The organism is Pseudomonas aylmerensis, from assembly GCF_001702265.1.
Lineage (GTDB): Bacteria > Pseudomonadota > Gammaproteobacteria > Pseudomonadales > Pseudomonadaceae > Aquipseudomonas > Aquipseudomonas aylmerensis.
This window is the reverse complement of record NZ_MAUE01000002.1, coordinates 128,610-152,819: the sequence shown is the minus strand read 5'-3', so window position 1 is coordinate 152,819 and position 24,210 is coordinate 128,610. Positions and strand designations below refer to the sequence as shown.

Annotated in this window: 20 protein-coding genes; 11 read left to right on the top strand and 9 right to left on the bottom strand. The window is 61.2% G+C overall.

Going from position 1 to position 24,210, the window contains the following annotated elements; genetic code table 11:
- Window positions 1-57: 57 nt before the first annotated feature.
- Together BBG20_RS01475 and hslO are read right to left on the bottom strand one after the other, a co-directional pair.
- A complete protein-coding gene (locus BBG20_RS01475; RefSeq protein ID WP_065899605.1) occupies window positions 58-1,599 on the bottom strand; it encodes a phosphoenolpyruvate carboxykinase in 1,542 nt (513 codons plus the stop codon).
- 179 nt (window positions 1,600-1,778) lie between these two features.
- Window positions 1,779-2,681, bottom strand: coding sequence for an Hsp33 family molecular chaperone HslO (gene hslO, locus BBG20_RS01470; RefSeq protein WP_065899604.1), 903 nt, complete (start codon window positions 2,679-2,681; stop codon window positions 1,779-1,781).
- A 124-nt stretch (window positions 2,682-2,805) separates the two neighbouring features.
- Between hslO and BBG20_RS01465 the strand changes: the two genes are divergently transcribed.
- Window positions 2,806-3,609, top strand: a complete 804-nt coding sequence (locus BBG20_RS01465; RefSeq protein WP_065899603.1) for a phosphatase PAP2 family protein — start codon at window positions 2,806-2,808, stop codon at window positions 3,607-3,609.
- A gap of 167 nt (window positions 3,610-3,776) precedes the next feature.
- On the opposite strand, the gene BBG20_RS01460 is transcribed toward BBG20_RS01465, so the two are convergent.
- On the bottom strand, window positions 3,777-4,184 hold the full coding sequence (locus BBG20_RS01460) for an RNA-binding S4 domain-containing protein (protein ID WP_065899602.1): 408 nt from the start codon (window positions 4,182-4,184) through the stop codon (window positions 3,777-3,779).
- A gap of 116 nt (window positions 4,185-4,300) precedes the next feature.
- Here BBG20_RS01460 and rimA point away from each other — a divergent pair, with 116 nt between their 5' ends.
- The 3 genes from rimA to rimK are packed head-to-tail and all read left to right on the top strand — an operon-like array spanning window position 4,301 to window position 6,478.
- Window positions 4,301-5,080 carry a S6 modification regulatory phosphodiesterase RimA gene (gene rimA / locus BBG20_RS01455; RefSeq protein WP_065899601.1) on the top strand — a complete coding sequence of 260 codons (780 nt, stop codon included), beginning with the start codon at window positions 4,301-4,303 and terminating at the stop codon, window positions 5,078-5,080.
- Between the two features lie 13 nt (window positions 5,081-5,093).
- Window positions 5,094-5,576 (top strand): retropepsin-like aspartic endopeptidase RimB, encoded by a 483-nt coding sequence (gene rimB / locus BBG20_RS01450; RefSeq protein WP_065899600.1) that lies wholly within the window; start codon window positions 5,094-5,096, stop codon window positions 5,574-5,576.
- Window positions 5,573-6,478, top strand: coding sequence for a 30S ribosomal protein S6--L-glutamate ligase (gene rimK / locus BBG20_RS01445; RefSeq protein WP_003187674.1), 906 nt, complete (start codon window positions 5,573-5,575; stop codon window positions 6,476-6,478). Before rimB ends, rimK begins: the two co-directional genes overlap by 4 nt.
- 115 nt (window positions 6,479-6,593) lie before the next feature.
- Here the strand turns inward: rimK and BBG20_RS01440 are convergent, their stop codons facing one another.
- Window positions 6,594-7,907: an ATP-binding protein gene (locus BBG20_RS01440; protein ID WP_065899599.1), complete on the bottom strand. Its 1,314-nt coding sequence runs from the start codon at window positions 7,905-7,907 to the stop codon at window positions 6,594-6,596.
- 116 nt (window positions 7,908-8,023) lie between these two features.
- On the bottom strand, window positions 8,024-8,764 hold the full coding sequence (gene ompR, locus BBG20_RS01435) for an osmolarity response regulator transcription factor OmpR (protein ID WP_065899598.1): 741 nt from the start codon (window positions 8,762-8,764) through the stop codon (window positions 8,024-8,026).
- A 357-nt stretch (window positions 8,765-9,121) separates the two neighbouring features.
- Between ompR and BBG20_RS01430 the strand changes: the two genes are divergently transcribed.
- The 7 genes from BBG20_RS01430 (at window position 9,122) to tauD (ending at window position 17,336) form a co-directional block, all read left to right on the top strand.
- Window positions 9,122-11,446 carry a Tex family protein gene (locus tag BBG20_RS01430; protein ID WP_065899597.1) on the top strand — a complete coding sequence of 775 codons (2,325 nt, stop codon included), beginning with the start codon at window positions 9,122-9,124 and terminating at the stop codon, window positions 11,444-11,446.
- Window positions 11,446-11,829: a PaaI family thioesterase gene (locus BBG20_RS01425; protein ID WP_065899596.1), complete on the top strand. Its 384-nt coding sequence runs from the start codon at window positions 11,446-11,448 to the stop codon at window positions 11,827-11,829. The genes BBG20_RS01430 and BBG20_RS01425 overlap by 1 nt, the downstream gene beginning before the upstream one ends.
- Window positions 11,830-12,043: 214 nt before the next feature.
- Entirely contained in the window at window positions 12,044-13,627 is a 1,584-nt protein-coding gene (gene gshA, locus BBG20_RS01420; protein WP_065899595.1) for a glutamate--cysteine ligase, read from the top strand.
- 243 nt (window positions 13,628-13,870) lie between these two features.
- Window positions 13,871-14,848: a taurine ABC transporter substrate-binding protein gene (tauA, locus tag BBG20_RS01415; RefSeq protein WP_065899594.1), complete on the top strand. Its 978-nt coding sequence runs from the start codon at window positions 13,871-13,873 to the stop codon at window positions 14,846-14,848.
- A gap of 17 nt (window positions 14,849-14,865) precedes the next feature.
- The gene (gene tauB, locus BBG20_RS01410) at window positions 14,866-15,645 is read left to right on the top strand and encodes a taurine ABC transporter ATP-binding subunit (protein ID WP_065899593.1); all 780 of its coding nucleotides are present in this window, start codon (window positions 14,866-14,868) and stop codon (window positions 15,643-15,645) included.
- The gene (gene tauC / locus BBG20_RS01405; protein WP_065899592.1) at window positions 15,642-16,478 is read left to right on the top strand and encodes a taurine ABC transporter permease TauC; all 837 of its coding nucleotides are present in this window, start codon (window positions 15,642-15,644) and stop codon (window positions 16,476-16,478) included. Before tauB ends, tauC begins: the two co-directional genes overlap by 4 nt.
- Window positions 16,479-16,499: 21 nt before the next feature.
- Window positions 16,500-17,336, top strand: coding sequence for a taurine dioxygenase (tauD, locus tag BBG20_RS01400; RefSeq protein WP_065899591.1), 837 nt, complete (start codon window positions 16,500-16,502; stop codon window positions 17,334-17,336).
- Between the two features lie 804 nt (window positions 17,337-18,140).
- Here tauD and mgrA read toward each other — a convergent pair.
- From mgrA to epsC, 4 genes are all read right to left on the bottom strand, one after another.
- On the bottom strand, window positions 18,141-19,178 hold the full coding sequence (gene mgrA / locus BBG20_RS01385; RefSeq protein ID WP_065899588.1) for an L-glyceraldehyde 3-phosphate reductase: 1,038 nt from the start codon (window positions 19,176-19,178) through the stop codon (window positions 18,141-18,143).
- Window positions 19,179-19,286: 108 nt separating this feature from the next.
- Window positions 19,287-20,615, bottom strand: coding sequence for an OprD family outer membrane porin (locus tag BBG20_RS01380; RefSeq protein ID WP_083221307.1), 1,329 nt, complete (start codon window positions 20,613-20,615; stop codon window positions 19,287-19,289).
- A 179-nt stretch (window positions 20,616-20,794) separates the two neighbouring features.
- A complete protein-coding gene (betT, locus tag BBG20_RS01375; RefSeq protein WP_162946137.1) occupies window positions 20,795-22,756 on the bottom strand; it encodes a choline transporter BetT in 1,962 nt (653 codons plus the stop codon).
- A 413-nt stretch (window positions 22,757-23,169) separates the two neighbouring features.
- Window positions 23,170-24,096 (bottom strand): serine O-acetyltransferase EpsC, encoded by a 927-nt coding sequence (epsC, locus tag BBG20_RS01370; RefSeq protein ID WP_065899585.1) that lies wholly within the window; start codon window positions 24,094-24,096, stop codon window positions 23,170-23,172.
- Window positions 24,097-24,210 lie beyond the last annotated feature (114 nt).

Sequence of the window (24,210 nt, the reverse complement as noted above, 5' to 3'; positions counted from 1 at the left end):
CCCAACGCCCACAAAAAAGCCGCCCACGAGGGGCGGCTTTTTTACAGCGACCGAATCTTACAACTTCGGACCCGCAGCCTTGATCGCATCGCTCACTTCAAACTTCTTGAAGTTCTCGATGAACAGACCAGCCAGCGCTTTCGCTGCTTCGTCGTAGGCAGCCTTGTCAGCCCAGGTGTTACGTGGGTTCAGCAGGCCGGTTTCAACGCCCGGTACGGCCAGTGGCACGTCGAGGTTGATGGTGTCGAGGTGTTCGGTTTGCGCACCGATCAACGCGCCGCTCTGGATCGCTGCGATCACGCCGCGAGTAGTCGGGATGTTGAAGCGCTTGCCGACGCCGTAGCCGCCGCCAGTCCAGCCGGTGTTGACCAGGTAGACCTTGGAGCCGAAACCACGGATACGCTTGATCAACAGCTCAGCGTATTCACCGGCCGGACGTGGGAAGAACGGCGCGCCGAAGCAGGTGGAGAAGGTCGACTTGATGCCGGCGCCCGAACCCATTTCGGTCGAACCCACCAGTGCGGTGTAGCCGGACAGGAAGTGGTAGGCCGCTTGCTCTTCGCTGAGGATCGACACTGGAGGCAGTACGCCAGTCAGGTCGCAGGTCAGGAAGATCACAGCATTTGGCTCGCCGCCCAGGTTCTGCTCGGAACGCTTGGCAACGTGCTCCAGCGGGTAGGCAGCGCGGCTGTTCTGGGTCAGGCTGACATCGGCGTAGTCGGCGTGCTTGGCATCGTCGATCACCACGTTTTCCAGCACGGCGCCGTGCTTGATGGCTTTCCAGATGACCGGCTCGTTCTTCTCGGACAGGTCGATGCACTTGGCATAGCAACCGCCTTCGATGTTGAACACTACGCCCTCGCCCCAGCCGTGTTCGTCGTCACCGATCAGGTAACGGCTTTCGTCTGCGGACAGAGTGGTCTTGCCGGTGCCGGACAGGCCGAAGAACAAGGTCACGTCGCCTGCTTCGCCAATGTTGGCGGCGCAGTGCATCGGCAGTACGTCGGAAGCTGGCAGCAGGTAGTTCTGCACCGAGAACATGGCTTTTTTCATTTCACCGGCGTAGCGCATGCCGGCGATCAGGACTTTTTTCTGGGCGAAGTTGAGGATCACGCAACCGTCGGAGTTGGTGCCGTCACGCTCAGGCACGCACTCGAAGTTGGCCACGTTGAGCACTTGCCACTCTTCACGACCGGCTGGGTTGTACTGGGCCGGGTTGATGAACAGGCAACGACCGAACAGGTTCTGCCAGGCAGTCTGGGTGGTCATTTTGACGGCCAGGTAGTGGTCTTCTGCAGCCCCTACGTGAACGTGGGAAACGAAATGCTCTTGCGCGTTGTTGAATGCCTCGACGCGAGCCCACAGGGCATCGAACTTGTCGGCCGGGAACTTGCGGTTGATCGGGCCCCAGGCGATGGAATCCTGGGTGGAAGGCTCTTCAACGATGAAACGATCGACTGGCGAACGACCGGTACGGTGACCGGTTTCTACGACCAGCGCGCCAGTATCGGCAAGCACGCCTTCACCGCGCTGCAGGGCTTCTTTGACCAGATCGTCAACACTCAGATCGGTGTATACGGCGTTATTGGCTTGCGTCATGAGGTTCCCCGTCGGCCTATGGCCGAGTGCTCCAAACGTTTTGTAGTAGAAAGTTGCGCACTACTACCGCGAAAAAAGTGGGCCGGATTATGCCAGAAAAGCCCAAAAAGAGTAGGGCCCTCCCGTCAGAACAGCGCTAATCCGGCATTCGTCAGGTGATTTACCTGTGCTTAAACGTTTTAGTGGCGGGTGTCGGAAGGGGTGTCGATACCTGCACCGGCGAACAACTGAGCAACATCGGCGGCATCGAACAGGTAGCGCTGGTTGCAGAACTGGCAGTCGATCTCGATATGGCCACCGTGCTCCACCACCAGATTCTGCGCATCTTCCAGGCCCAGGCTCACCAAGGCATTGGCCGAACGCTCGCGCGAGCAGCTGCAATGGAAGCGCAGGGTCTGTGCGTCGAACAAGCGCACGGCCTCTTCGTGGTACAGGCGATGCAGGATGGTTTCGTTGTCCAGGGCGAGCAATTCTTCAGCTGTCAGGGTGCCGGCCAGGGCGGTGAGTTTGCGCCAGCTATCGGTACGCTCATCGTCATCCTTGATGCGGTCAGCCGGCAATTGCTGCAACAGCAGGCCACGGGCGCGCTTGCCATCGGCGTTGAGCCAGAACTTGGTGCCGACTTGCTGGGACATCACGAAATAGTTGGTGAAGCAGTCCGACAGGGTTTCGCCGTCGAGGTCGACAATGCCCTGGTAGCGCTGGCCTTCAGTCGGATCGACGGTGATCGCCAGTACGCCGTTGGCCATCAGGTCGGAAAGCGTGGCGTTTGGAGTAATCAAGTCGGCGTCGTAACGGGCCAGGCCACGGATTTCGCGCTCGCTGGAGCACTCGATCATCAGCATCGGGACCGGGCCTTCGGAACGGGCTTGCAGGATCAGCAAACCATCGAATTTCATCGTGCCGACCAGCAGCGCAGCCGCCGCCATCAACTCACCGAGCAGTTGCGCGACCGGCTCCGGATAGGGGTGCTTGGCAAGGACTTCGGCATAGCTGCGCTCCAGCGAGACCAGTTCGCCGCGGGCGTCGTTCTCGTCGAAGATAAAGCGTTGGGTGAAGTCGGTATCCGGTAGATCAGTCATAGGTCTGGGTATCTGAATTGATGACAAATTGATTACAAGGTTTATAAAATTAAACGCTTTAGCACCATCTTGGTGCGGCTTTCTCCTGGAAACAGAGAGCTTAATTGAGCGAGAGGGACAGTTTATGAACAATCCGGGTTTGTTCCAAGCCAAGTGGAACCTCCGGCGATGGGCTCTTTGCAATCTACTCGCTATCGGACTGCTGTGTTTTTGGCTGTGGCCCACGGGCCAGATGCTGTGTGTGATTTTCGACGAGTGGCTGTTTCATCTGCTCAATGATCCGCTGGCGAGCAACTCAACGTGGCTGCATGTGTGGGCCGTGGCCAGTTTGCGGCCATTTGATGCAGTGGTCGGGGTAATTCTGCTGACGCTGCTGATTCGCGGTGAGTGGGTATTCAAGGCCGTGCAAGTGCGCCAGGCAGTGTTAGGTTTTGTCGGCATTCTGCTGCTGTTGCTGTTTATTCGCATGCTGTTTTCCAAACTCGCGGCACAGATGGGCTGGCAACACAGCAGCCCGTCGATGGTGATCAGCGGCGCGATTCATATGAGTGACTATTTCCCGGGGCTGGAGAAGACCTGGGAATTGAAGGACCGCTCCAGCCAGAGCTTCCCGGGGGATCATGCCTCGGTGTTGTTGATCTGGGCGATGTTCATGACGGTGTTCGCCAAACGCATCGGCCAGATCCTGGTCATCTGGGGCCTGGCGCTGTTGTTCATGATGCCGCGCCTGGTAGCAGGCGCGCATTGGGGCCAGGATGATTACATCGGCGGTGTACTGCTGGCGCTGTTGGCACTGGGCTGGGGCTATTACACGCCGTTTGCGGCGAAGGTGTCGAATGGGTTGCTGCGGCTGACGGCGCCGGTGTTCGGGCTGTTTCAGCGGGTGCCGCTGATCGGCCGACTGAGCATCATGAACTCGCCGCAATAACCGACTGTAGCGAGCGGGCTTGTCCCGCGTTGGGCGGCGAAGCAGCCCTGGAAACAGACGCCTCACTGGGGGTGGGATGGGGCTGCTGCGCAGCCCAACGCGGGGCAAGCCCGCTCGCCACAACGAGTCCGCTGCAGCACCGGGACAGATAGGGGTCGCCGGCGGAGCTAGTCGTCATTGCCACTGCCGCGAAACTTGAACAGATCGCGGCGTTGCTTCTTGCTCGGCTTGCCATCGGTGGTCATGCCGGTGGCGCCCGCCTTGCGCATGGCCGCCGCGTTTTCGCGCTTGGCGATACTCGCTTCAGTCTCGGTGTACAACGCCTGCGCTTCGGGCGCACCACGGCGCACAATCGAAAGCGCCTGGACCACTACGGTCTTCTCGTCAAAGCCTATACGAATCTGCAACTCATCACCGACACGTGGCTCTTTGCCCGGCTTGCAGCGCTCGCCGCGATGATGCACCTTGCCGCTCTCGATGGCAGCCTTGGCCAGGGCACGTGTTTTGTAGAAACGCGCGGCCCACAACCACTTGTCCAGACGGACCTTTTCTTCCTCTTCCTGCTTTTGAGCCACTTGAATTCCCCGCTCTGAAAAATGTCGCAACTTTACCGTTGAAACCCTTCGACGCATAAACCCCAAGGCTCACCTAAGATACGCCAGGTAGCACCCTGATTTCGCGAGGATTCACCGTGACCGACTTTCCCATTTCACTCACCTCGCCTAACCAACGGTGCGTGGGGTGCCAGCAAAGCGAGCCCTTGGGTTTCGATTTTGCCTTTGCCTACCAACCTATCGTAGACCTGCGAGACCATACAATTTTTGCCAACGAAGCCTTGGTGCGCGGTATCAATGGCGAAGGCGCGATGTCGGTACTGGAGCAGGTCAACGACAGCAACCGCTACCGTTTCGACCAGCGCTGCCGGACCCAGGCAATTGCCCAGGCCAGCGCACTGGGCATGCAAACCCACCTTTCCATCAACTTCATGCCCAACGCCGTGTACCGTCCGGAGCTGTGCATCCGCAGCACCCTGGAGGCGGCTCGCGCGCACAATTTTCCGCTGGACCAACTGATTTTCGAGACACTGGAAAGCGAGCATGTAGATAACTATCGCCATTTGACCAATATTCTGCGTGAATATCGTGAATTCGGCTTCAAGACCGCCATCGACGATTTCGGCGCGGGCTATTCGGGGCTGAATCTGCTGGCCGATTTCCAACCTGACTTGATCAAACTCGACATGGCGCTGATCCGCGATGTCGACCGGGACCGTGTCCGTCAGGTGATCGTCCAGGGGATTGTCACAATCTGTGAGCAGTTGGGGGTTACTGTCATCGCCGAAGGCATCGAAAGTGCCGGCGAGCGCGATTTCCTGTCCGACTGCGGAATATTTCTGATGCAGGGTTATTGGTTCGCCAAGCCCGCATTCAAAGCCCTGGCCGAGGTTTCCCCGCGCGCCTGGGCAAATTGACCGGTTACCCATATTGAAGACATTTGACCATTTGACCGTTGTGGGTCTGCGTGAGTGGGTGGCACTTCCCGACCTGGGAGTGGCAGGCCTGCGCGCTAAGATCGACACCGGTGCCAGCACCTCCAGCCTGCACGCCACCGATATCGAGCCGTTTGAGCGCGACGGTGAGAAGTGGGTGCGCTTCACCGCCCACCTGGGCAGCGTGGTGCAACTGCGTCACCGCCGCTGCGAAGCGCCCCTGGTGACGATGAAAACCATCAAGAGCTCCAACGGCCATGCGCAGGTGCGCTATGTGATCAGCACCACCCTGGCGATGGGGGATCGGGTATGGCGGGTGGAGTTCACCCTGGCCTGCCGCAAGGCCATGCGTTACCGCCTGTTGCTGGGTTCCAAGGCGCTGATTGACGGCCACCTGGTGGTCAATCCCGGCGTCAAGTACGTTCAAGACAAGCCGGTGTTCCCGGTCTCTACTATTTCTGCCCCAGGTGCTGCATGAAGATTGCTGTGCTGTCGCGAAACCCGCGTCTGTATTCCACCCGCCGCCTGGTCGAGGCCGGCACCGAACGTGGCCACGAAATGGTGGTGATCGACACGTTGCGTGCCTACATGAACATTGCCAGCCACAAGCCGCAGATCCACTACCGGGGCAAGCCGCTGGAAGGGTTTGATGCGGTGATCCCGCGGATCGGCGCCTCGGTGACGTTCTATGGCTGCGCAGTGTTGCGCCAGTTTGAAATGATGGGAGTGTTCCCCCTCAATGAATCGGTGGCCATCGCCCGCTCGCGAGACAAGCTGCGCTCGCTGCAATTGCTCTCGCGTCGCGGCATTGGCCTGCCGGTCACCGGCTTTGCCCACTCGCCCGATGACATCCCTGACCTGATCGAGATGGTCAACGGCGCGCCGTTGGTGATCAAGGTACTGGAAGGCACCCAGGGCATCGGTGTGGTGCTGTGTGAAACCGCGACCGCCGCAGAGTCGGTGATCGAGGCGTTCATGGGGCTCAAGCAGAACATCATGGTGCAGGAATACATCAAGGAAGCCGGTGGCGCGGATATCCGTTGCTTCGTGGTGGGCGACAAGGTGATTGCCGCCATGAAGCGCCAGGCCAAGCCCGGTGAGTTCCGCTCCAACCTGCACCGGGGCGGCAGCGCCAGCCTGATCAAGATCACCCCTGAAGAACGCATGACCGCGCTGCGTGCAGCCAAGGTAATGGGATTGAGCGTGGCGGGTGTGGATATCCTGCGATCCAACCATGGCCCGCTGGTGATGGAAGTGAACTCATCACCGGGCCTGGAAGGCATCGAGACCACCACCGGCAAGGACGTGGCGGGGATCATCATCCAGCACCTGGAGAAAAATGGCGGGCCGAACATGACCAGGACCAAGGGCAAAGGCTAGTCTCAAGCTGTAAGCTGCAAGCCTCAAGCTGCAAGAAAGAGCAAATCGGCTTGCCTTGCTCTTGCAGCTTATAGCTTGAAGCTTGAAGCTTGAAGCTTGAAGCTTGAAGCTGCCCCTATACCGCGTCGCGGGGCAACATCAGGCCGAGCGGCAGCCGTACGCGCGCTTCCAGGCCGCCCCCTTCGCGGTTGCGCAGCTCGACATTGCCGCCGTGCATCGAGGCGATCCGGCGGACGATTGCCAACCCCAGACCGGTGCCCTTGCCACCCCGCGCACGATCGCCACGGGTGAACGGGTTGAAGATGCCTTCCAGCTCGGCCGGGTCAATGCCGGTGCCACGGTCCATCACACTCAGCACAACATAAGGTGCCGCGCTGTCGCCGGACACATACGCCGCCACTTCCACATCCGAGCCGGCATGGTGCAAGGCGTTGCCGATGAGGTTGTTCAACAAACGCTTCATGGACACCCGGCGCAGCGCAAACGGCTGGATCGGTTCCAGGCGCATGCGTACCTGTTCGCCGTTCTGGTTGTAAGGCGCTACCACCTCACGCACCAGGTCCGTCAGGTCGACCTCCTCCACCACCTCGTCACGACCATCGCGGATAAACGCCAGGAACTGGTCGAGAATCGCGTCCATGTCCTCGATATCGCGAACCATGTCATCGGTCAGGTCGGAATGATTGCCCATCAGTTCCAGAGAAAGCCGCAAGCGCGTCAACGGTGTGCGCAGGTCATGGGACACGCCCGCCAGCATCAGCTCGCGTTCGCGCCCGGCCTGTTCGACGTCCTCCGCCATCTGGTTGAACGCGCCATACACCTCGGTCATCTCACTGGGCGTATCGCTGACCGGCAAGCGCACGCTGCGACCCTGCCCCAGCTGGCGCGCAGCAAAGACCAGGCGCTTGAGTGGCTGGTTGAGCTGGCGCACGAAAATCCACGCCGAGGCGGTTGAGAGCAGCCCGATCGCCAGGAACCAGCCCAGCACGTTCCAGATCTTCTGCCCCCGCAGCGGATGCGGGTACAGCGGCACCTTGATCCAGGCATCCCCCAGGCTCGGCGCCCTCACCCACAGCGCGGGCGATACATGCATGCGCAACCGAACTTCGGTGTCCTCGCCCAGCTCGGCCTGCATCTGGCGCTGGTAGATCTCGCTGTAAGGCCAATGCTGCTCGCCTTCCGGCACGCCGGCCCCGTCCACCCGAATCAATGTCGACGCCTTGGCGATTTTTTCACGACTCTCGGGATCGGCTGCCCAATAGCCACGTAATGTCAGGGCGACACCGTGGCTGTACTGCCGATCCACCAGCACGTCTTCGTTCATCAACAGATAAACCAGCGTGAGCGCCTTGGAAAACAGAACGACGATCAGCACCAGCCAAAGGGTGCGGGAGAAAAAACTTTGCGGGAACCAAAGAGGGGTTTTCATAGAAGACAGCTGGACACCTGGCAGGAACGAGCGGCGCTCGCAGAATTGCAGACGCCGGGCATCCCGTCGACCCTCATGGAATCAAACGTTGGAATGCCCGCCCTGCAAATCATTGGTCACTTTGTTGCGGTGCCATCCGGCACAAACACATAGCCCACGCCCCATACCGTCTGGATGTACCGTGGTTTGGACGGATCCGGCTCGATCATCCGGCGCAGACGGGAGATCTGCACGTCGATGGAGCGCTCCAGGGCGTCCCACTCCCGGCCACGGGCCAGGTTCATCAGCTTGTCGCGGGTCAGCGGCTGGCGCGCGTTCATCACCAGCGCCTTGAGCACGGCGAACTCGCCGGTGGTGAGCATGTGCACTTCATCGCCGCGCTTGAGCTCACGAGTGGCCAGCGACAGTTCGTAGTCGCCAAATGTGACGCTCTCGTCTTCGCTGCCCGGGGCACCGGGTACCGGAGCGGCCTGGCGACGCAGCACGGCCTTGACCCTGGCCATCAGCTCGTCAGGGTTGAACGGCTTGGCCAGGTAGTCATCAGCGCCCAGCTCGAGGCCCTTGATGCGGCTCAACTCATCACCCTTGGCGGTGAGCATGATGATCGGAATCTGGTTGTTCGCGCTGCGCAGGCGCTTGCAGGCGGTGAGGCCGTCTTCGCCGGGCAACATCAGGTCGAGCACGACCAGGTTGAACACTTCACGCCCCAACAGGCGGTCCATTTGCTCGGTGTTCGGCACCGCGCGGGCACGATAGCCCTTGGAGTTGAAGAAACGCTCCAGCAGGCTGCTCAGCCCCGGATCGTCATCAACGATGAGAATTTTTTCGCCTTCAGCAGTTTGTGCAGTGCTGCTCATTGGATGCTCCTCTTATCTCGGCGCGCATTATGGCGTAGCTGCCGTTATACGCACCGTGTGCATTGTTAGCAGATTTTTCCTCTACCGCCAGCGAACCCGCGTCCCACAACCACGGGCGCAGTACCCCCCAAGGACAGAACGCTGGTTATAATGCGGCGCCGTCGTGCAGGGCAACGTCAGATCGTTACCGTTTACTGCCGGGCTTTTTTTCACCCGCTTGTCGTGATTTTTTCGATTTCGAGGGTCAATAGGCAGCCTCTTGACCCAGGCAGCGGCGCCAGTCGGGCCGCTCAACCAGCCGCGCAAGGCCTTGTTTTCCGGGCCTGCGGGCTGCTTCTAAGAATTTCAGGTGGTTTTATGGACAGCATCAACAGCCGCATCGCCGAGGAACTCGGTGTACGCCCACAACAGGTCGAAGCGGCCGTCGCTCTACTGGATGAAGGCTCCACGGTGCCCTTCATCGCCCGTTACCGTAAAGAAGTGACCGGCAGCCTCGACGACACCCAACTGCGACACCTGGAAGAGCGCCTGCGCTACCTGCGAGAACTCGACGAACGGCGTATCAGCATCCTCGCCAGCATCGAGGAACAGGGCAAGCTGACCCCGCAACTGGAACGCGACATCAAGCTCGCCGACACCAAGACCCGTCTCGAAGACCTGTACCTGCCGTACAAACAGAAGCGCCGCACCAAGGGCCAGATTGCCCTGGAAGCCGGCCTCGGCGAGCTGGCTGACGGCCTGTTCAACGACCCGTCGCTGACCCCGGAAACCGAAGCCGCGCGCTTTATCGACGCCGAAAAAGGTGTCGCCGACGTCAAGGCCGCCCTCGAAGGCGCCAAGTACATCCTCATGGAGCGTTTTGCCGAAAACGCCAGCCTGCTGGAAAAACTGCGCACCTACCTCAAGCAGGAAGCCACCCTCAGCGCCCGCGTCATCGCCGGCAAAGAGGAAGAAGGCGCCAAGTTCCGCGATTATTTCGAACACGATGAACCGCTGAAAAGTATGCCGTCCCACCGCGCGCTCGCGATTTTCCGTGGCCGCAACGAAGGCATTCTCAGTTCCGCGCTGAAAGTCGGCGACGAGCTGCCGGGCACCATGCACCCGTGCGAAGGCATGATCGGTCAACAATTCGGCATTCAAAATCAGAACCGTCCTGCAGATAAATGGCTGGGCGAAGTGGTGCGCTGGACGTGGAAGGTCAAGCTCTACACCCACCTGGAAACCGACCTGCTGGGCGAGTTGCGCGACGGCGCCGAAACCGAAGCGATCAACGTCTTCGCCCACAACCTGCACGACCTGCTGCTGGCGGCGCCGGCCGGCCCGCGTGCGACCCTGGGCCTCGACCCGGGCCTGCGTACCGGCTGCAAGGTCGCCGTGGTCGATGCCACCGGCAAGCTGCTGGACCACGCGACCGTGTACCCGCACGTGCCACACAACAAGTGGGACCAGACCCTGGCGATCCTGGCGGCCCTGTGCGCCAAGCACGCCGTGGACCTGATCGCCATCGGCAACGGCACCGCCAGCCGTGAAACCGACAAGCTGGCCGCCGAGCTGATCAAAAAATATCCAGCCATGAAGATGACCAAGGTCATGGTCTCCGAGGCCGGCGCTTCGGTGTATTCGGCGTCGGAGCTGGCGTCCAAGGAATTCCCGGACCTCGACGTGTCGATCCGTGGTGCGGTGTCCATCGCCCGTCGCCTGCAGGATCCGCTGGCCGAACTGGTGAAAATCGACCCTAAATCCATTGGTGTCGGCCAGTACCAGCACGATGTGTCGCAGCTGAAACTGGCGCGCGGCCTGGACGCGGTCGTGGAAGACTGCGTAAACGCCGTGGGCGTGGACGTGAACACCGCCTCCGTGGCGCTGCTGGCGCGGATCTCCGGCCTGAATTCGACCCTGGCGCAGAACATCGTCACCCACCGTGACGAGAACGGCGCGTTTAAAACCCGCGCCGCGCTGAAAAAAGTCGCACGCCTGGGTGAAAAAACCTTCGAACAAGCCGCCGGTTTCCTGCGCGTGATGAATGGCGACAACCCGCTGGACGCCTCGGCGGTTCACCCGGAAGCCTACCCGCTGGTGCAGCGCATTGCGGCCGAGACCGACCGCGACATCCGCTCGCTGATCGGCGACGCCGCGTTCCTCAAGCGCCTGGATCCGAAAAAGTACACCGATGAAACCTTCGGTGTGCCGACCATCACCGACATCCTGCAAGAGCTGGAAAAACCCGGCCGTGACCCGCGTCCCGAGTTCAAGACCGCCGAGTTCCAGGACGGCGTAGAAGACCTCAAGGACCTGCAACTGGGCATGATCCTCGAAGGTGTGGTGACCAACGTGACCAACTTCGGTGCCTTTGTGGACATCGGCGTGCATCAGGACGGTTTGGTGCACATCTCTGCGCTTTCGGAGAAGTTCATCAAGGACCCGCGTGAAGCGGTGAAAGCCGGTGACGTGGTCAAGGTCAAGGTCATGGAAGTCGACATCCCGCGCAAACGCGTCGGCCTGTCGATGCGCATGAGCGACACCCCTGGCGAGAAAATCGACGGGGCTCGCGGTGCCCGCCCAGGCTCGGCGCCGCGCCAGTCGCAGAACAACGCGCCGCGCAAGGAAACCGCGACCGCCGCGCCGTCCAACAACGCCATGGCCTCGCTGTTCGCCAACGCCAAACAGTTGAAGAAGCGCTGATGGAAATCCCAGCCGGCTTGACCCAGAGCGCCTTCAGCGAACTGATCGGCTGCCGCCTGCAACGCCTGGACGAAGGCGTTGCCGAGGTGGCCCTGACCCTGGAGCCGCAACTGCGCAACCGCGCAGGCAAGCTCCATGGCGGGGCGATTTTCAGCCTCGTGGACATCACCATGGGGCTGGCCTGTTCCAGCTCCCATGGGTTCGACCAGCAGAGCGCGACCATCGAGTGCAAGATCAATTACATTCGCGCGGTCTCCGACGGTGACGTGTTATGCACCAGCCGCGTGATTCACGCCGGTCGACGCACCCTGGTGGTCGAGGCCGAGGTGTACCAGGACGAAAAACTGGTCGCAAAAGCACAAGGCACCTTCGCTGTCCTATAGCTCCCCGCCCTCGATTTGAGTTAATTTCGGCGCTGCGACAACAGCGTCGGAATTTTCTTGCTGCGCTATAGCCCAATTCAAGGAGTGAAGTAGGCTTTTCCAAAGCGAGTCAAATCGACTCAAAACCAGGCGATAACGCCAGTTTTAACTTCACCCTTGTAGACCGTCTTGCCCACCCCCATATTGGGGCGACTGACGCGTGAAGGAATCCAACTTGAGCGAACTTCTCAACCGCCGCCTGGCCCTGCTCGGCAAGCGCGAACACCTCTCCCTGCTAGAGCAATGCTTGCACGGCATCGAGCGTGAATGCCTACGTGTCACCGGTGAGGGTCGCCTGGCGCAAACACCGCACCCCGAAGCCCTGGGCGCCGCGTTGACCCATGAACAGATCACCACCGACTACTCGGAATCGCTGCTGGAGTTCATCACCCCAGCCCTGCCCAACCCGGCCGATACCCTGAGCAGCCTGGACAAGATCCATCGCTTTGCCTACACCAAGCTCGGCAGCGAATACCTGTGGAGCCCTTCGATGCCGTGCCCGTTGCCGGCCGAGGAAGACATTCCGATTGCCTACTACGGCACCTCCAATATCGGACAGCTCAAGTACGTGTACCGCAAGGGCCTGGCCCTGCGTTACGGCAAGACCATGCAGTGCATCGCCGGTATCCACTACAACTTCTCGCTGCCGGAACAGTTGTGGCCGCTGCTCAAGGAGACGGAAGGGTTTGTCGGCACCGACCGCGACTACCAGTCCACTGCCTATATCGCGCTGATCCGCAACTTCCGCCGCTACAGCTGGCTGTTGATGTACCTGTTCGGGGCTTCGCCGGCACTGGACGCGGGCTTCCTGCGCGGTCGCTCGCATCAATTGGAAGTGCTCGACGCCGACACCCTGTACCTGCCGTACGCCACCAGCCTGCGCATGAGCGACCTGGGTTACCAGAGCAACGCCCAGGCCGGCCTGACGCCGTGCTACAACGATCTGGCCAGCTACACCGACAGCCTGCGCGAAGCGGTGGCAACGCCCTACGCGCCCTACGTCGAAGTCGGCACGCACAAGGACGGTGAATGGGTACAACTCAACACCAACATCCTGCAGATCGAAAACGAGTACTACTCCAACATCCGCCCCAAGCGCGTGACCTACACCGGCGAACGGCCGATCCAGGCGCTGATGGCACGTGGCATCCAGTACATCGAAGTACGCTGCCTGGACATCAACCCGTTCCTGCCGATGGGTATCGACCTGCCGGAGTCGCGCTTCCTCGACGCGTTCCTGCTGTACTGCGCGCTGAACGACAGCCCGCTGTTCGCCAATAACGAATGCGGCAACGCCACGTCCAACTTCCTCAGCGTGGTCAAGGAAGGCCGGCGTCCGGGCCTGCAATTGCAGCGCCAGGGCCAGGCAGTGGACATGAAGGAATGGGCCACCGAATTGCTCGAGCAGATTGCGCCGCTGGCGGCCCTGCTGGATGCGAGCCACGGCATCAGCGAACACAGCGAGGCGCTGGACGCCCAACTGGCCAAGGTCAAGGACCCGTCCCTGACGCCATCGGCCCAAGTGCTGGCGGCGATGGCCGAGCGCAAAGAGAGTTTTGCGCAGTTCTCCCTGCATCAGAGCGAGGTCCACGCCGAGCATTTTCGCCGCGAGCCGTTGCCAGCCGAAGAGCAGGCGCGCTTTGAAGAGCTGGCGCGCACGTCGCTGGCACAGCAGGCGGAGCTGGAACAGAACGAAGTGGGCGATTTTGACGTGTTTGTCGGGTCGTACCAGGCCAGTATCCTGGCGATCAGTAACTAAGGCATCACGCCACCCCGTGTGGGCGCTGGCTTGCCTGCGATAGCATCAACCCGGTAGATCTGAAATACCGAGTCGTGAGCATCGCAGGCAAGCCAGCTCGCACATTTGGCCAATGCGCCCTCAACACCCGCATTCACTCTTCTCCTCATAAGCTAATTCGAAAATGTTATTTATTTTCGGATTCTTAGATCATTTAGTCTCCTCACACGCCGACCCTCGGCCGCCTGATTGAGGAGCTTCCCTTTGAAACTTTTGACCCCACTGCGCCTCCTGGCGGCGTTGTCCTTGGCCGGTGCCAGTCTGTTTGCCCACGCAGCGGATGTAACCATTGCCTACCAGACCACCGTGGACCCGGCGAAAGTCGCCCAGGCCGACGGTGCTTATGAAAAAGCCACCAACGCCAAGATCGACTGGCGCAAATTCGACAATGGCGCCGACATCATCGCCGCCATCGCCTCCGGCGACGTGCAGATCGGCTACCTCGGTTCCAGCCCGCTGACCGCAGCGATCACGCGCAAAGTGCCGGTGGAAACCTTCCTCGTTGCCACCCAGATCGGCGGTGCCGAAGCCCTCGTGGCGCGCAACGGTTCGGGGATCAACAGCCCGCAGGACCTGGTCGGCAAGAAAGTCGCGGTACCGTTCGTGTCGACCGGTCACTACAGCCTGCTCGCCGCGCTGAAGCACTGGAACATCGACCCATCGAAAGTGACCATCCTCAACCTCGCCCCGCCGGCAATCATCGCCGCCTGGAAGCGCGGTGACATCGATGCCACTTACGTATGGGACCCCGCCCTAGGCGTGGCCAAGGAAAACGGCAAGGTGCTGATCACCTCCGGCGAACTGGCCAAGTTCGGCGCGCCGACCTTCGATGCGTGGATCGTACGTAAGGATTTTGCCGAGAAGCACCCGGAAATCGTCACGGCCTTCGCCAAGGTCACCCTGGACGCCTACGCCGCGTACCGCAAAGACCCACAAGCCTGGATCGCTGACAAAGGCAACGTCGACAAACTGGTGAAGCTCTCCGGCGCCAAGGCCAGTGATATCCCGCTGCTGCTGCAAGGCAACGTCTATCCGTTGGCGGCTGACCAGGTGACCCTGCTGGGCGCCCCGACCACCAAGGCGGTGACCGACACTGCAGCGTTCTTGAAGGAGCAAGGCAAGGTCGACGCCGTGCTGCCGGACTACGCCCCTTACGTCAGCGCCAAGTTCATCACTAACTGATTCAGGAGTTCATCGCGATGGCCTTGCTACAACTGGAGCGCATCAGCGCACAGTACCCAGGCGCCACAGAACCGGTACTGTCTGATATTTCATTGGAGCTCGGGCCCCAGCAATTGCTGGTAGCCCTCGGCCCGTCCGGCAGTGGCAAGACTTCGCTGTTGAATCTGATTGCCGGCTTTGTCGAACCGTCAGCCGGGCGCATCACCCTTGATGGCGTGCCGGTCAAAGGCCCGAGCGCCGAACGTGGCGTGGTGTTCCAGGACGACGCCCTGCTGCCTTGGCAGGACGTGCTCGCCAACGTCGGCTTCGGCCTCGAACTGGCGGGCGTGGCCAAGGCACAACGCGAAGTGCGCGCCCGGGAAATGCTCGCACTGGTGGACCTCGCCGGTTTCGACAACCGCCGCATCTGGCAGCTCTCCGGCGGCCAGAAACAGCGCGTCGGCTTGGCCCGCGCCTTGGCAGCAGACCCGCGCGTGCTGCTGATGGACGAACCCTTCGGCGCCCTCGATGCCTTCACCCGCGAGCAGATGCAGGAGCTGTTGCTGCAAGTCTGGCGGCGCACGGCCAAGCCGGTATTCCTGATCACCCATGACATCGAAGAGGCGGTATTTCTCGCCACTGACTTGATCCTGCTGGCGCCCAACCCCGGCCAGATCGTCGAACGCCTGCACCTGGACTTTGGCCAACGCTACGCCGCCGGTGAGTCGGCGCGGGCGATCAAATCCGACCCGCGTTTTATCGAAACCCGCGAACACGTGCTGGGCAAAGTGTTCTCGCAACGGCAGGTGTCCGCATGAGCAGCTACGAACTTCCCGCCACCGCGACCAAGCCGGTGACGCACGCCGTTATCCCCGTGCGCCGCAGCCTGAGCACGCGCTGGATCAGCCTGCTGACCCTGGTGGCCTTGCTGGCCATCTGGTGGGCCGTGACCGCCACCGGCCTGATCGAGCCACTGTTCCTGCCGCCGCCGTCTGCCGTGCTGCAAAAAGGCTGGCTGCTGGCGACCACGGGCTACATGGATTCCACCCTATGGCAGCACTTGGGCGCGAGCCTCAGCCGTATCGGCCTGGGCCTGGGCTTTGCAGTGCTGACCGCCGTGCCGGTGGGTATTGCCATCGGCGCCAACCGTATTGCGCGTGGCATTCTCGACCCGCTGATCGAGTTCTACCGGCCGATTCCGCCGTTGGCGTATCTGCCGCTGATCGTGATCTGGTGCGGCATCGGCGAGCTGTCCAAGGTGCTGCTGATTTACCTGGCGATCTTTGCCCCGATTGCCATCGCCACCGCGACCGGCGTGCGCACCGTCGACCCGGCCAAACTACGCGCGGCGCAATCGCTGGGTGCGACCCGCGCCCAGTTGATTCGCCATGTGATCCTGCCGAGCGCCCTGCCCGACATCCTCACCGGCGTGCGCATCGGCCTGGGTGTGGGCTGGTCGACATTGGTTGCTGCCGAGCTGATCGCAGCCACCAGCGGCCTGGGCTTCATGGTGCAGTCGGCGGCGCAGTTCCTGGTCACCGATGTGGTGGTACTGGGGATCCTGGTGATCGCACTGATCGCCTTCGCCATGGAAATGGGCCTGCGCGCCCTGCAGCGCAAATTGGTGCCTTGGCATGGCCAGGCACACTAAGCACTTATTGACGAGAACCGCATGAGCAGCCTGACCGTTACGCCATTAAGCACCGCCCTGGGCGCCCAGATCAGTGGCGTCGATATCACCCAGCCGCTGAACGTCGAACAGCGCGACGCCATCGAACAGGCGTTGCTCACGCACTCGGTGCTGTTCTTCCGTGGCCAGCCGATCACCCCGCAGCAACAGGCGCGGTTCGCGGCGAATTTCGGCGACCTGCACATCCACCCGATCTACCCCAACGTGCCGGAACAGCCCGAAGTGCTGATCCTCGACACCGCCGTCACCGACGTGCGTGACAACGCCGTGTGGCACACCGATGTGACCTTCCTGCCCACTCCTGCGCTTGGCGCGGTGCTCAGCGCCAAACTGCTGCCGGCGTTTGGTGGCGACACGTTGTGGGCCAGTGGCATCGCGGCGTATGAGGCGCTGTCCGAGCCGTTGAAGCGCTTGCTCGACGGGCTTACCGCCACCCACGACTTCACCAAATCCTTCCCGCTGGAACGCTTCGGCAACACTGCCGAAGACCTGGCGCGCTGGGAAGAAACCCGCAAGAAAAACCCGCCGCTGTCGCACCCGGTGGTGCGCACGCATCCGGTGAGTGGGCGTAAATCGTTGTTTGTGAGCGATGGGTTTACCACCAGGATCAATGAGCTAGAACCTGCCGAAAGCGATGCGATCCTGAAGCTGCTGTTTGCTCACGCGACCCGCCCGGAGTTCACCATCCGCTGGCGTTGGCAGGAAAATGACGTGGCGTTCTGGGACAACCGCGTGACCCAGCATTACGCGGTAGATGACTACCGGCCGCAACGGCGAGTGATGCACCGGGCGACGATCTTGGGGGATGTGCCGTTCTAGATCACACAGAAGATCGAGGGAGGGTGCTGGCTTGCCTGCGAAAACGGTAGCCCAGCCAACACCTTCATCGACTGACCCACCGCCATCGCGGGCAAGCCCGGCTCCCACAATGACCGAGCCGAACCACGGAAATTCGCCCCACTGAAAACCAACTGTGGGAGCTGGCTTGCCTGCGAAAGCGGTAGCCCAGCCAACACCTTCATCGACTGACCCACCGCCCTCACAGGCAAGCCCGGCTCCCACAGTGGTTTGGATCGTGCCGAAAAAATTCGCCCCACTGAAGATCAACTGTGGGAGCTGGCTTGCCTGCGAAAGCGGTAGCCCAGCCAACACCTTCATCGACCGACCCACCGCCATCGCGGGCAAGCCCGGCTCCCACAGTGATTTGAATCGTGCCGAAAAAGTTCGCCCCACTGAAGATCAACTGTGGGAGCTGGCTTGCCTGCGAAAGCGGTGGATCAGCCAACACCTCCATCGACTGACACACCGCCATCGCGGGCAAGCCCGGCTCCCACATTGCCCGAGCCGGACCAAGGAAATTCGCCCCACTGAAAACCAACTGTGGGAGCTGGCTTGCCTGCGAAAGCGGTAGCCCAGCCAACACCATCATCGACTGACCCACCACCCTCACAGGCAAGCCCAGCTCCCACAGTGACCGAGCCCGGCCAAGGAAATTCGCCCCACTGAAGATCAACTGTGGGAGCTGGCTTGCCTGCGAAAGCGGTAGCCCAGCCAACACCTTCATCGACTGACACACCACCCTCACCGGCAAGCCCGGCTCCCACAGTGACCGACTACTGCAGATTACTCAGCAGTAGACGGCTTCTCCCACAAGTTGATCCCGCCTTCCTGCGCGAACCGATCGATCTCCGCCAGTTCTTCGGCACTGAAGCTGAGGTTCTTCAACGCCCCGACGTTTTCAATGATCTGCTCCGGCCGGCTCGCACCGATCAGCGCACTGGTCACCCGTGGGTCGCGCAAGGTCCAGGCCAGGGACAGTTGCGCCAGACTCTGGCCACGGCGCTGGGCAATTTCATTCAGCGCACGCACATGGGCGATGTTGGCTTCGGACAGGTGCTTGGCCTGCAACGAACCGCCACCCGGACGATTCACTCGTGCGTCGGCCGGCACGCCGTTGAGGTACTTGTCGGTCAGCAGCCCTTGAGCCAGCGGTGTGAACGCAATCACCCCGGCGCCGAGTTCTTCGGTGGTGTCCAGCAGGTCTTTTTCCACCCAACGGTTGAGCAGGTTGTAGGCCGGTTGGTGGATCAGCAGCGGCACTTTCCACTCTTTGAGCAGCGCGGCGATTTCGCGGGTTTTTACCCCGGAGTAGGAAGAGATGCCGATGTACAAGGCCTTGCCCTGTTGCACGGCGGTGGCGAGGGCGCTGGCGGTTTCTTCCAGGGGGGTATCGGCATCAAACCGGTGCGAGTAGAAAATATCCACATAGTCGACGCCCAGGCGTTGCAGGCTCTGGTCGAGGCTGGCCAGCACGTATTTGCGCGAACCGCCGCCCTGGCCGTAGGGGCCGGGCCACATGTCCCAGCCGGCCTTGCTGGAGATGATCAATTCGTCGCGGTAGTGCTTGAAGTCTTCGCGCAGCAAACGGCCGAAGTTGATCTCGGCGCTGCCGTAGGGCGGGCCATAGTTGTTGGCCAGGTCGAAGTGGTTGATCCCCAGGTCGAACGCGGTGCGCAACAGGGCGCGCTGGGTGTCGATCGGGGTGCTGTCGCCAAAGTTGTGCCACAGCCCCAGGGACAGTGCCGGCAGCACCAGTCCACTGCGGCCTACGCGGCGATACGGAATAGATTCATAGCGGTTTTCGGCAGCAATGTAAGTCATCGAATCCTCTCTTGGACGTAGGCAAATAAGGCCTGGGAATAAGGTTATTCCCAGGCCTTTTAACCAGCTGAATCGCTTAAGTCTGCCTTTCCGTTTTACAGCAATTGCCTACCAGAGTGGAACGACATAGCTGACATAAAAGCGGTTTTCATCTTGCACGGTGGCACCGCTGATGTCCGGGCTGGCGTGGGCATTTTTCCAGGTCACGCCGAGCCCTTTGAGGGTGCCGGTGGGGACTTGATACGCCACGGCAACGTTACGTTCCCATTCGCTGGTGGTGCCTTGTGCGGTGCGGATGTCATCACCGTGGGCATACGCCGCGGAGAACGTCAGGCCGGTAAGGCCGAGTTTGCCGAAGTCATATTTGTACTGCGCCAGCCAGGTGCGCTCGCCGGCATGCTGGAATTTGTTCAACTGCATGTTGGTCAGGGCCGGGGTGTCGGCACCTGAACCTGGGCCCTGGCGGTTGTCGCCGCTGTTCAAGCCGGAATCCAGGTAGGGAAAGTCGCTGTCGCCGCTGTTTTTCTGGATACCCAGGCCGACGGTATGGCCGTCCAGGCTGTAGCTCTCAAGCAAGCTGGCGGTAGTTTGGTTGATGCGCCCCTTGTTCACGCCGTCACCGTAGAGACCCGCCGCCGCGAAGTCCTTGTCACCGTCGGCGTTGCCGCCCACGCCCAGGCTGCGGAACACCCGCACATCGGTGTCGATCGCGCCGACCGACAAAGCGTCATGGCGCTTGGCACCGAGGAAGAACTGCTGGTAGTAGTCCTCAAGATTGGAGTACCACAGGCTGACGGTGGTGTTCTGGATGCCGGTGTAGTCCGCACCGCCGAACAGGAAGCGATCGCTTTCCTTGGTGCCGCCGGCGGTGATCATGCCCTGGTCGCCGGTCTCGTTACGGATCTTGGTCTTGAGGATATCGCCGCCGGTGAAGGTGAAGTCGGTAAGGTCCTTGGACACCAGTTGCACGCCGGTATTGGTCTGCTGGTACAGGCGCCCGTCGGTGTTGGCCAGGACCGGGTTGTTGCCGTACAGCGTGCCGACGCGCAGCTCGTCCTGGGCGAAGCGCATCTTGAACGTCGGGCTGAGCACGCCGAACTGGTCGGCGGACTTGCCGTTGTCCAGCGGGAACATGCTGCCGGGGTAGCGGCCCTGGTGATCCTTGTCGTTGAGGTCGCCACCGGAATCCAGTTTCAGCCCGTAGAACGCCTGCAGATCCAAGCCGAAACCCACCGGCCCCTCGGTGTATCCCGACTTGAAGTTGAACTCGAACCCCTGGCCCCAATCGCGAATGCTGTGGGCCTTGGCATTGCTGTTCACCACATCACGCCCCTGCTGGTTGAGATAGCGATTGAGCAGGGTCACGTCGGCGTGGCTGTCATCGATAAAATCGGCATGGGCGGACAGCATAAAGCTCGCCATGGCGGCACCCACCATAGGGCTTAATAACGTCTTCATTGTTACCGGTCTCCGTCACTGTTTTGAAATGAAAGCGTCAAACGCTTCACACAATTACGCAGTGGCCAGATGACAGTTGCGCGTCAAACCGAGGGTTTGACGAATGAAATTAAATTTAAGAAAGCCCCGTAGAACGGGGCTTTGCGGGGAGTTACAGGTCAGCGCACCAGGTGCAGGAACTGCAGGTGGCGCTCGTACTGGTCGAGGATGTCGTTGATGATCTGCTCCTTGGTGTAGCCCACCAGATCGTAGTCCTGGCTGCCCTCACTCAGGTGCACTTCCGCGCGGTAATAGCGACGGTTATTGATCTCCTTGGAACCCATGCCACCCCGGGCGAACGACGGCGTGAAGTAGCCGCGCATTTGCACCTGGTAGATGAACGGATGCTCCTCGCCATGCCCGATTTCGAGGCTGACGCTGTCGTTGGCCGGGTCCGGCTGAGTGACCACGCTCAGGCCCTTCTCGACGAACACCGCCGTCACTTCTTCGATCGCCGGGCGAACCGTCGATTCGAGGAAGCGGTACACCTCATCGCGTGACGGGAAATGCACGGCCTGGCTCAAGCGCTGGCGCCAGCCGCCACGGCCCTTGCGGGAGGCCGAGATCGGCGCCAACGAGTGCAACTGCGCGATCTGCTTTTGCGACTCGAGGTAGAAGGCTTTGTGCAGCCCCCACATCATCAGCAGCAAGATCATCGAGAACGGCAGCGAGGTCAGCACCACGGCTGATTTCAACGAGTCGATGCTGCCGGCAAACAGCAGCGCACTGGTGACCAGCGCCGTCATCGCGCCCCAGAACACCCGCAGCCATTTCGGCCCGTCTTCATCGGCGTTGCCGCCCTTGGACGACAGCGTCGAGAGCACTACGGTGCCGGAGTCGGCCGAGGTCACGAAGAATACGAAGCTGATAAACACGGTGACCGCAATGACCGTCTTGCTCCACGGGTAGGTTTCCAACAACAGGTACAGGCTCATCGACGGGTCATCGATGGCCGACTGACCGAGGGCCGTCAGCCCGTGATTGAGCACCTGGTCGATGGCGCTGTTGCCGAAGATCGACATCCACGCCAGGGTGAAGCCCAGCGGGATCAGCAGCACGCCGAAGACGAACTCACGGATGGTCCGGCCACGGGAAATCCGCGCGATAAACAGGCCGACAAACGGCGACCACGCGATCCACCAGGCCCAGTAGAACACCGTCCAGCCGCCGAGCCAGTCGCTCGGCTTGTCGTAGGCGTACACGTCAAAACTCTTGGTCGGCAACGCGCCAAGGTAGTCGCCGATGTTCTGGATCAGCGTGTTGAGCAGGTGCTGGGTGGGACCTGCGAACAACACGAACAGCAGCAGCGCACAGGCCAGCAGCATGTTGATGTCGGACATCACTCGCACGCCCTTGTCGACGCCGGCCACCGCGACCAGAATCGCCGCGCCCATCATCAAGGTGATCAATCCAACCTGGATCCACTGGGTATGGGCAATGCCAAACAGGTAGTCGAGGCCGGAGTTGAGGTGCAGCACACCAAAGCCCATGTCGGCCCCCAGGCCGAACACCGTGGCGATAATGCCGAAGCCATCCACCGCATAGCCGATGGGGCCGTTGATGCGCTTGCCGATCAGCGGGTACAGCGCCGAACGCAGCGCCAGCGGCAGGTTATGCCGGTAGGCGAAGTACGCCAGGGCCATGCCGACAAAGGCGAACACGCCCCAGCCATGCAGGCCCCAGTGCAGAAACAGGATCTGCATGGCCTGGCGCGCGGCGTCGGCATTCATCGGTGCGCCCTGGGGCGGTTGCACCAGGTGCGTCAGCGGCTCGGAGACGCAGAAGAAGAACAGCGTGATGCTGATCCCGGCGGCAAACAACATGCCGGCCCAGGACAGGTAACTGAATTCGGGCTCGTCGTGGTCGGCACCGAGTTTTATCTTGCCGTAGCCTGATAGCGCGGTGACCACCACGAAGACCAGATACAGGGTCATCGCCAGCATGTAGTACCAGCCGACCGTATTGGCCGCCCAGTTTTGCGCGGCCAGCAGCCAGGCGCCGGCCTGTTGCGGGATAGCGATGACAGTGATGCCGAACAGCAAGATGAAGGTTGCAGCAAAGTAGAAGACGGGCGCATTCATGCGCACCAGGCCGCTGGCTGGGGTCGACGATGCACTCATGAACGATGCACCCCTCGGGCGGGAGATGTGGCTGTAAAAAACGGACTCAGCAAAGGTAAGCCTCCTGTTGTGAGCGGGCAGCGAACCACCGGTTTAACTTGAACGAACATTCAAGTTAAACATGGATAGGCGGTCTGGGACTAATCGCAGGGCTGAGTGGTAGATAATTCCTACACTAGCTCAAGGACTGGTATGACGGGTGCGGGAGGTAAAACGTTCAGCGATTTTCGGGAGAAATCCGCTCAGGTCTGGAATGCATTCCAACTGTGGGAGCGGGCTTGCTCGCGAATGCGCTGGGTCAGCCGATGATTCATTGACAGATACTCCGCATTCGCGAGCAAGCCCGCTCCCACAGGGGATGTGTGCAGTTTTTTTTACTTCTGCGCCCCATCATCATGCTGCAGATTCGCCTGGGTGATATTCGCCCCCGCCGGCACGCTGCGGGTCAGCCACACATTGCCGCCAATCGTTGAGCCCTTGCCGATGGTGATCCGCCCCAGGATCGTTGCCCCGGCGTAGATCACCACGTCATCCTCGACAATCGGGTGACGCGGGTGGCCCTTCTGCAGCTGCCCATCCTCATCCGCCGGGAAGCGCTTGGCACCCAGGGTCACGGCCTGGTAGATACGCACCCGTTCGCCGATGATCGCGGTTTCGCCAATCACCACGCCGGTCCCGTGGTCGATAAAGAAACTCGGGCCGATCTGCGCACCCGGGTGGATGTCGATACCGGTGGCCGAGTGGGCAATTTCGGCGCTGATCCGCGCCAGCAGCGGCAAACCGGCGCGATACAGATGGTGCGCCAGGCGATGGTGAATCACCGCGAGGATTCCCGGATAGCACAGCAGCACCTCATCCACACTGCGCGCGGCCGGGTCGCCGTGGTAGGCGGCCAGCACGTCGGTGTCCAGCAGGCTGCGCAGGGACGGCAAGGCCAGGGCAAAATCCTGGATCAGGCGGATGGCCAGGGCGTCGACCGCGCTGTCATCCTGGCCGCCCTGGCGCGCGGCGTAGCGCAGCTCCAGGCGCGCCTGTGCCAGCAAGGCATTCAGGGCGACGTCGAGGGTATGGCCGACGTAGAAATCTTCACTTTCTTCACGCAGGTCCACCGGCCCCAGGCGCATGGGGAACAGCGCACCGCACAGTGCTTCGAGAATCTGCGCGACGGCCTCGCGGGACGGCAACTCGCGGCCGCCATGCTCGCCGCTCAAGCGGCCATTGCGCGTTCGCCACTGGTCCCGGGCGCCGCGCAGTTGGCTGACGATGGTCTGTAATTGCCAATGACTGGAACGCTCACTCACGGTCTTCACTCCTGACGAAATGGCCATCACTTTACGGTATGCACCCTGGCCGCCCTTAAGAACCAATGGTGCGATTCTAAGAACTTCACGGAATAAGCGATTGGCGGTTGCCCG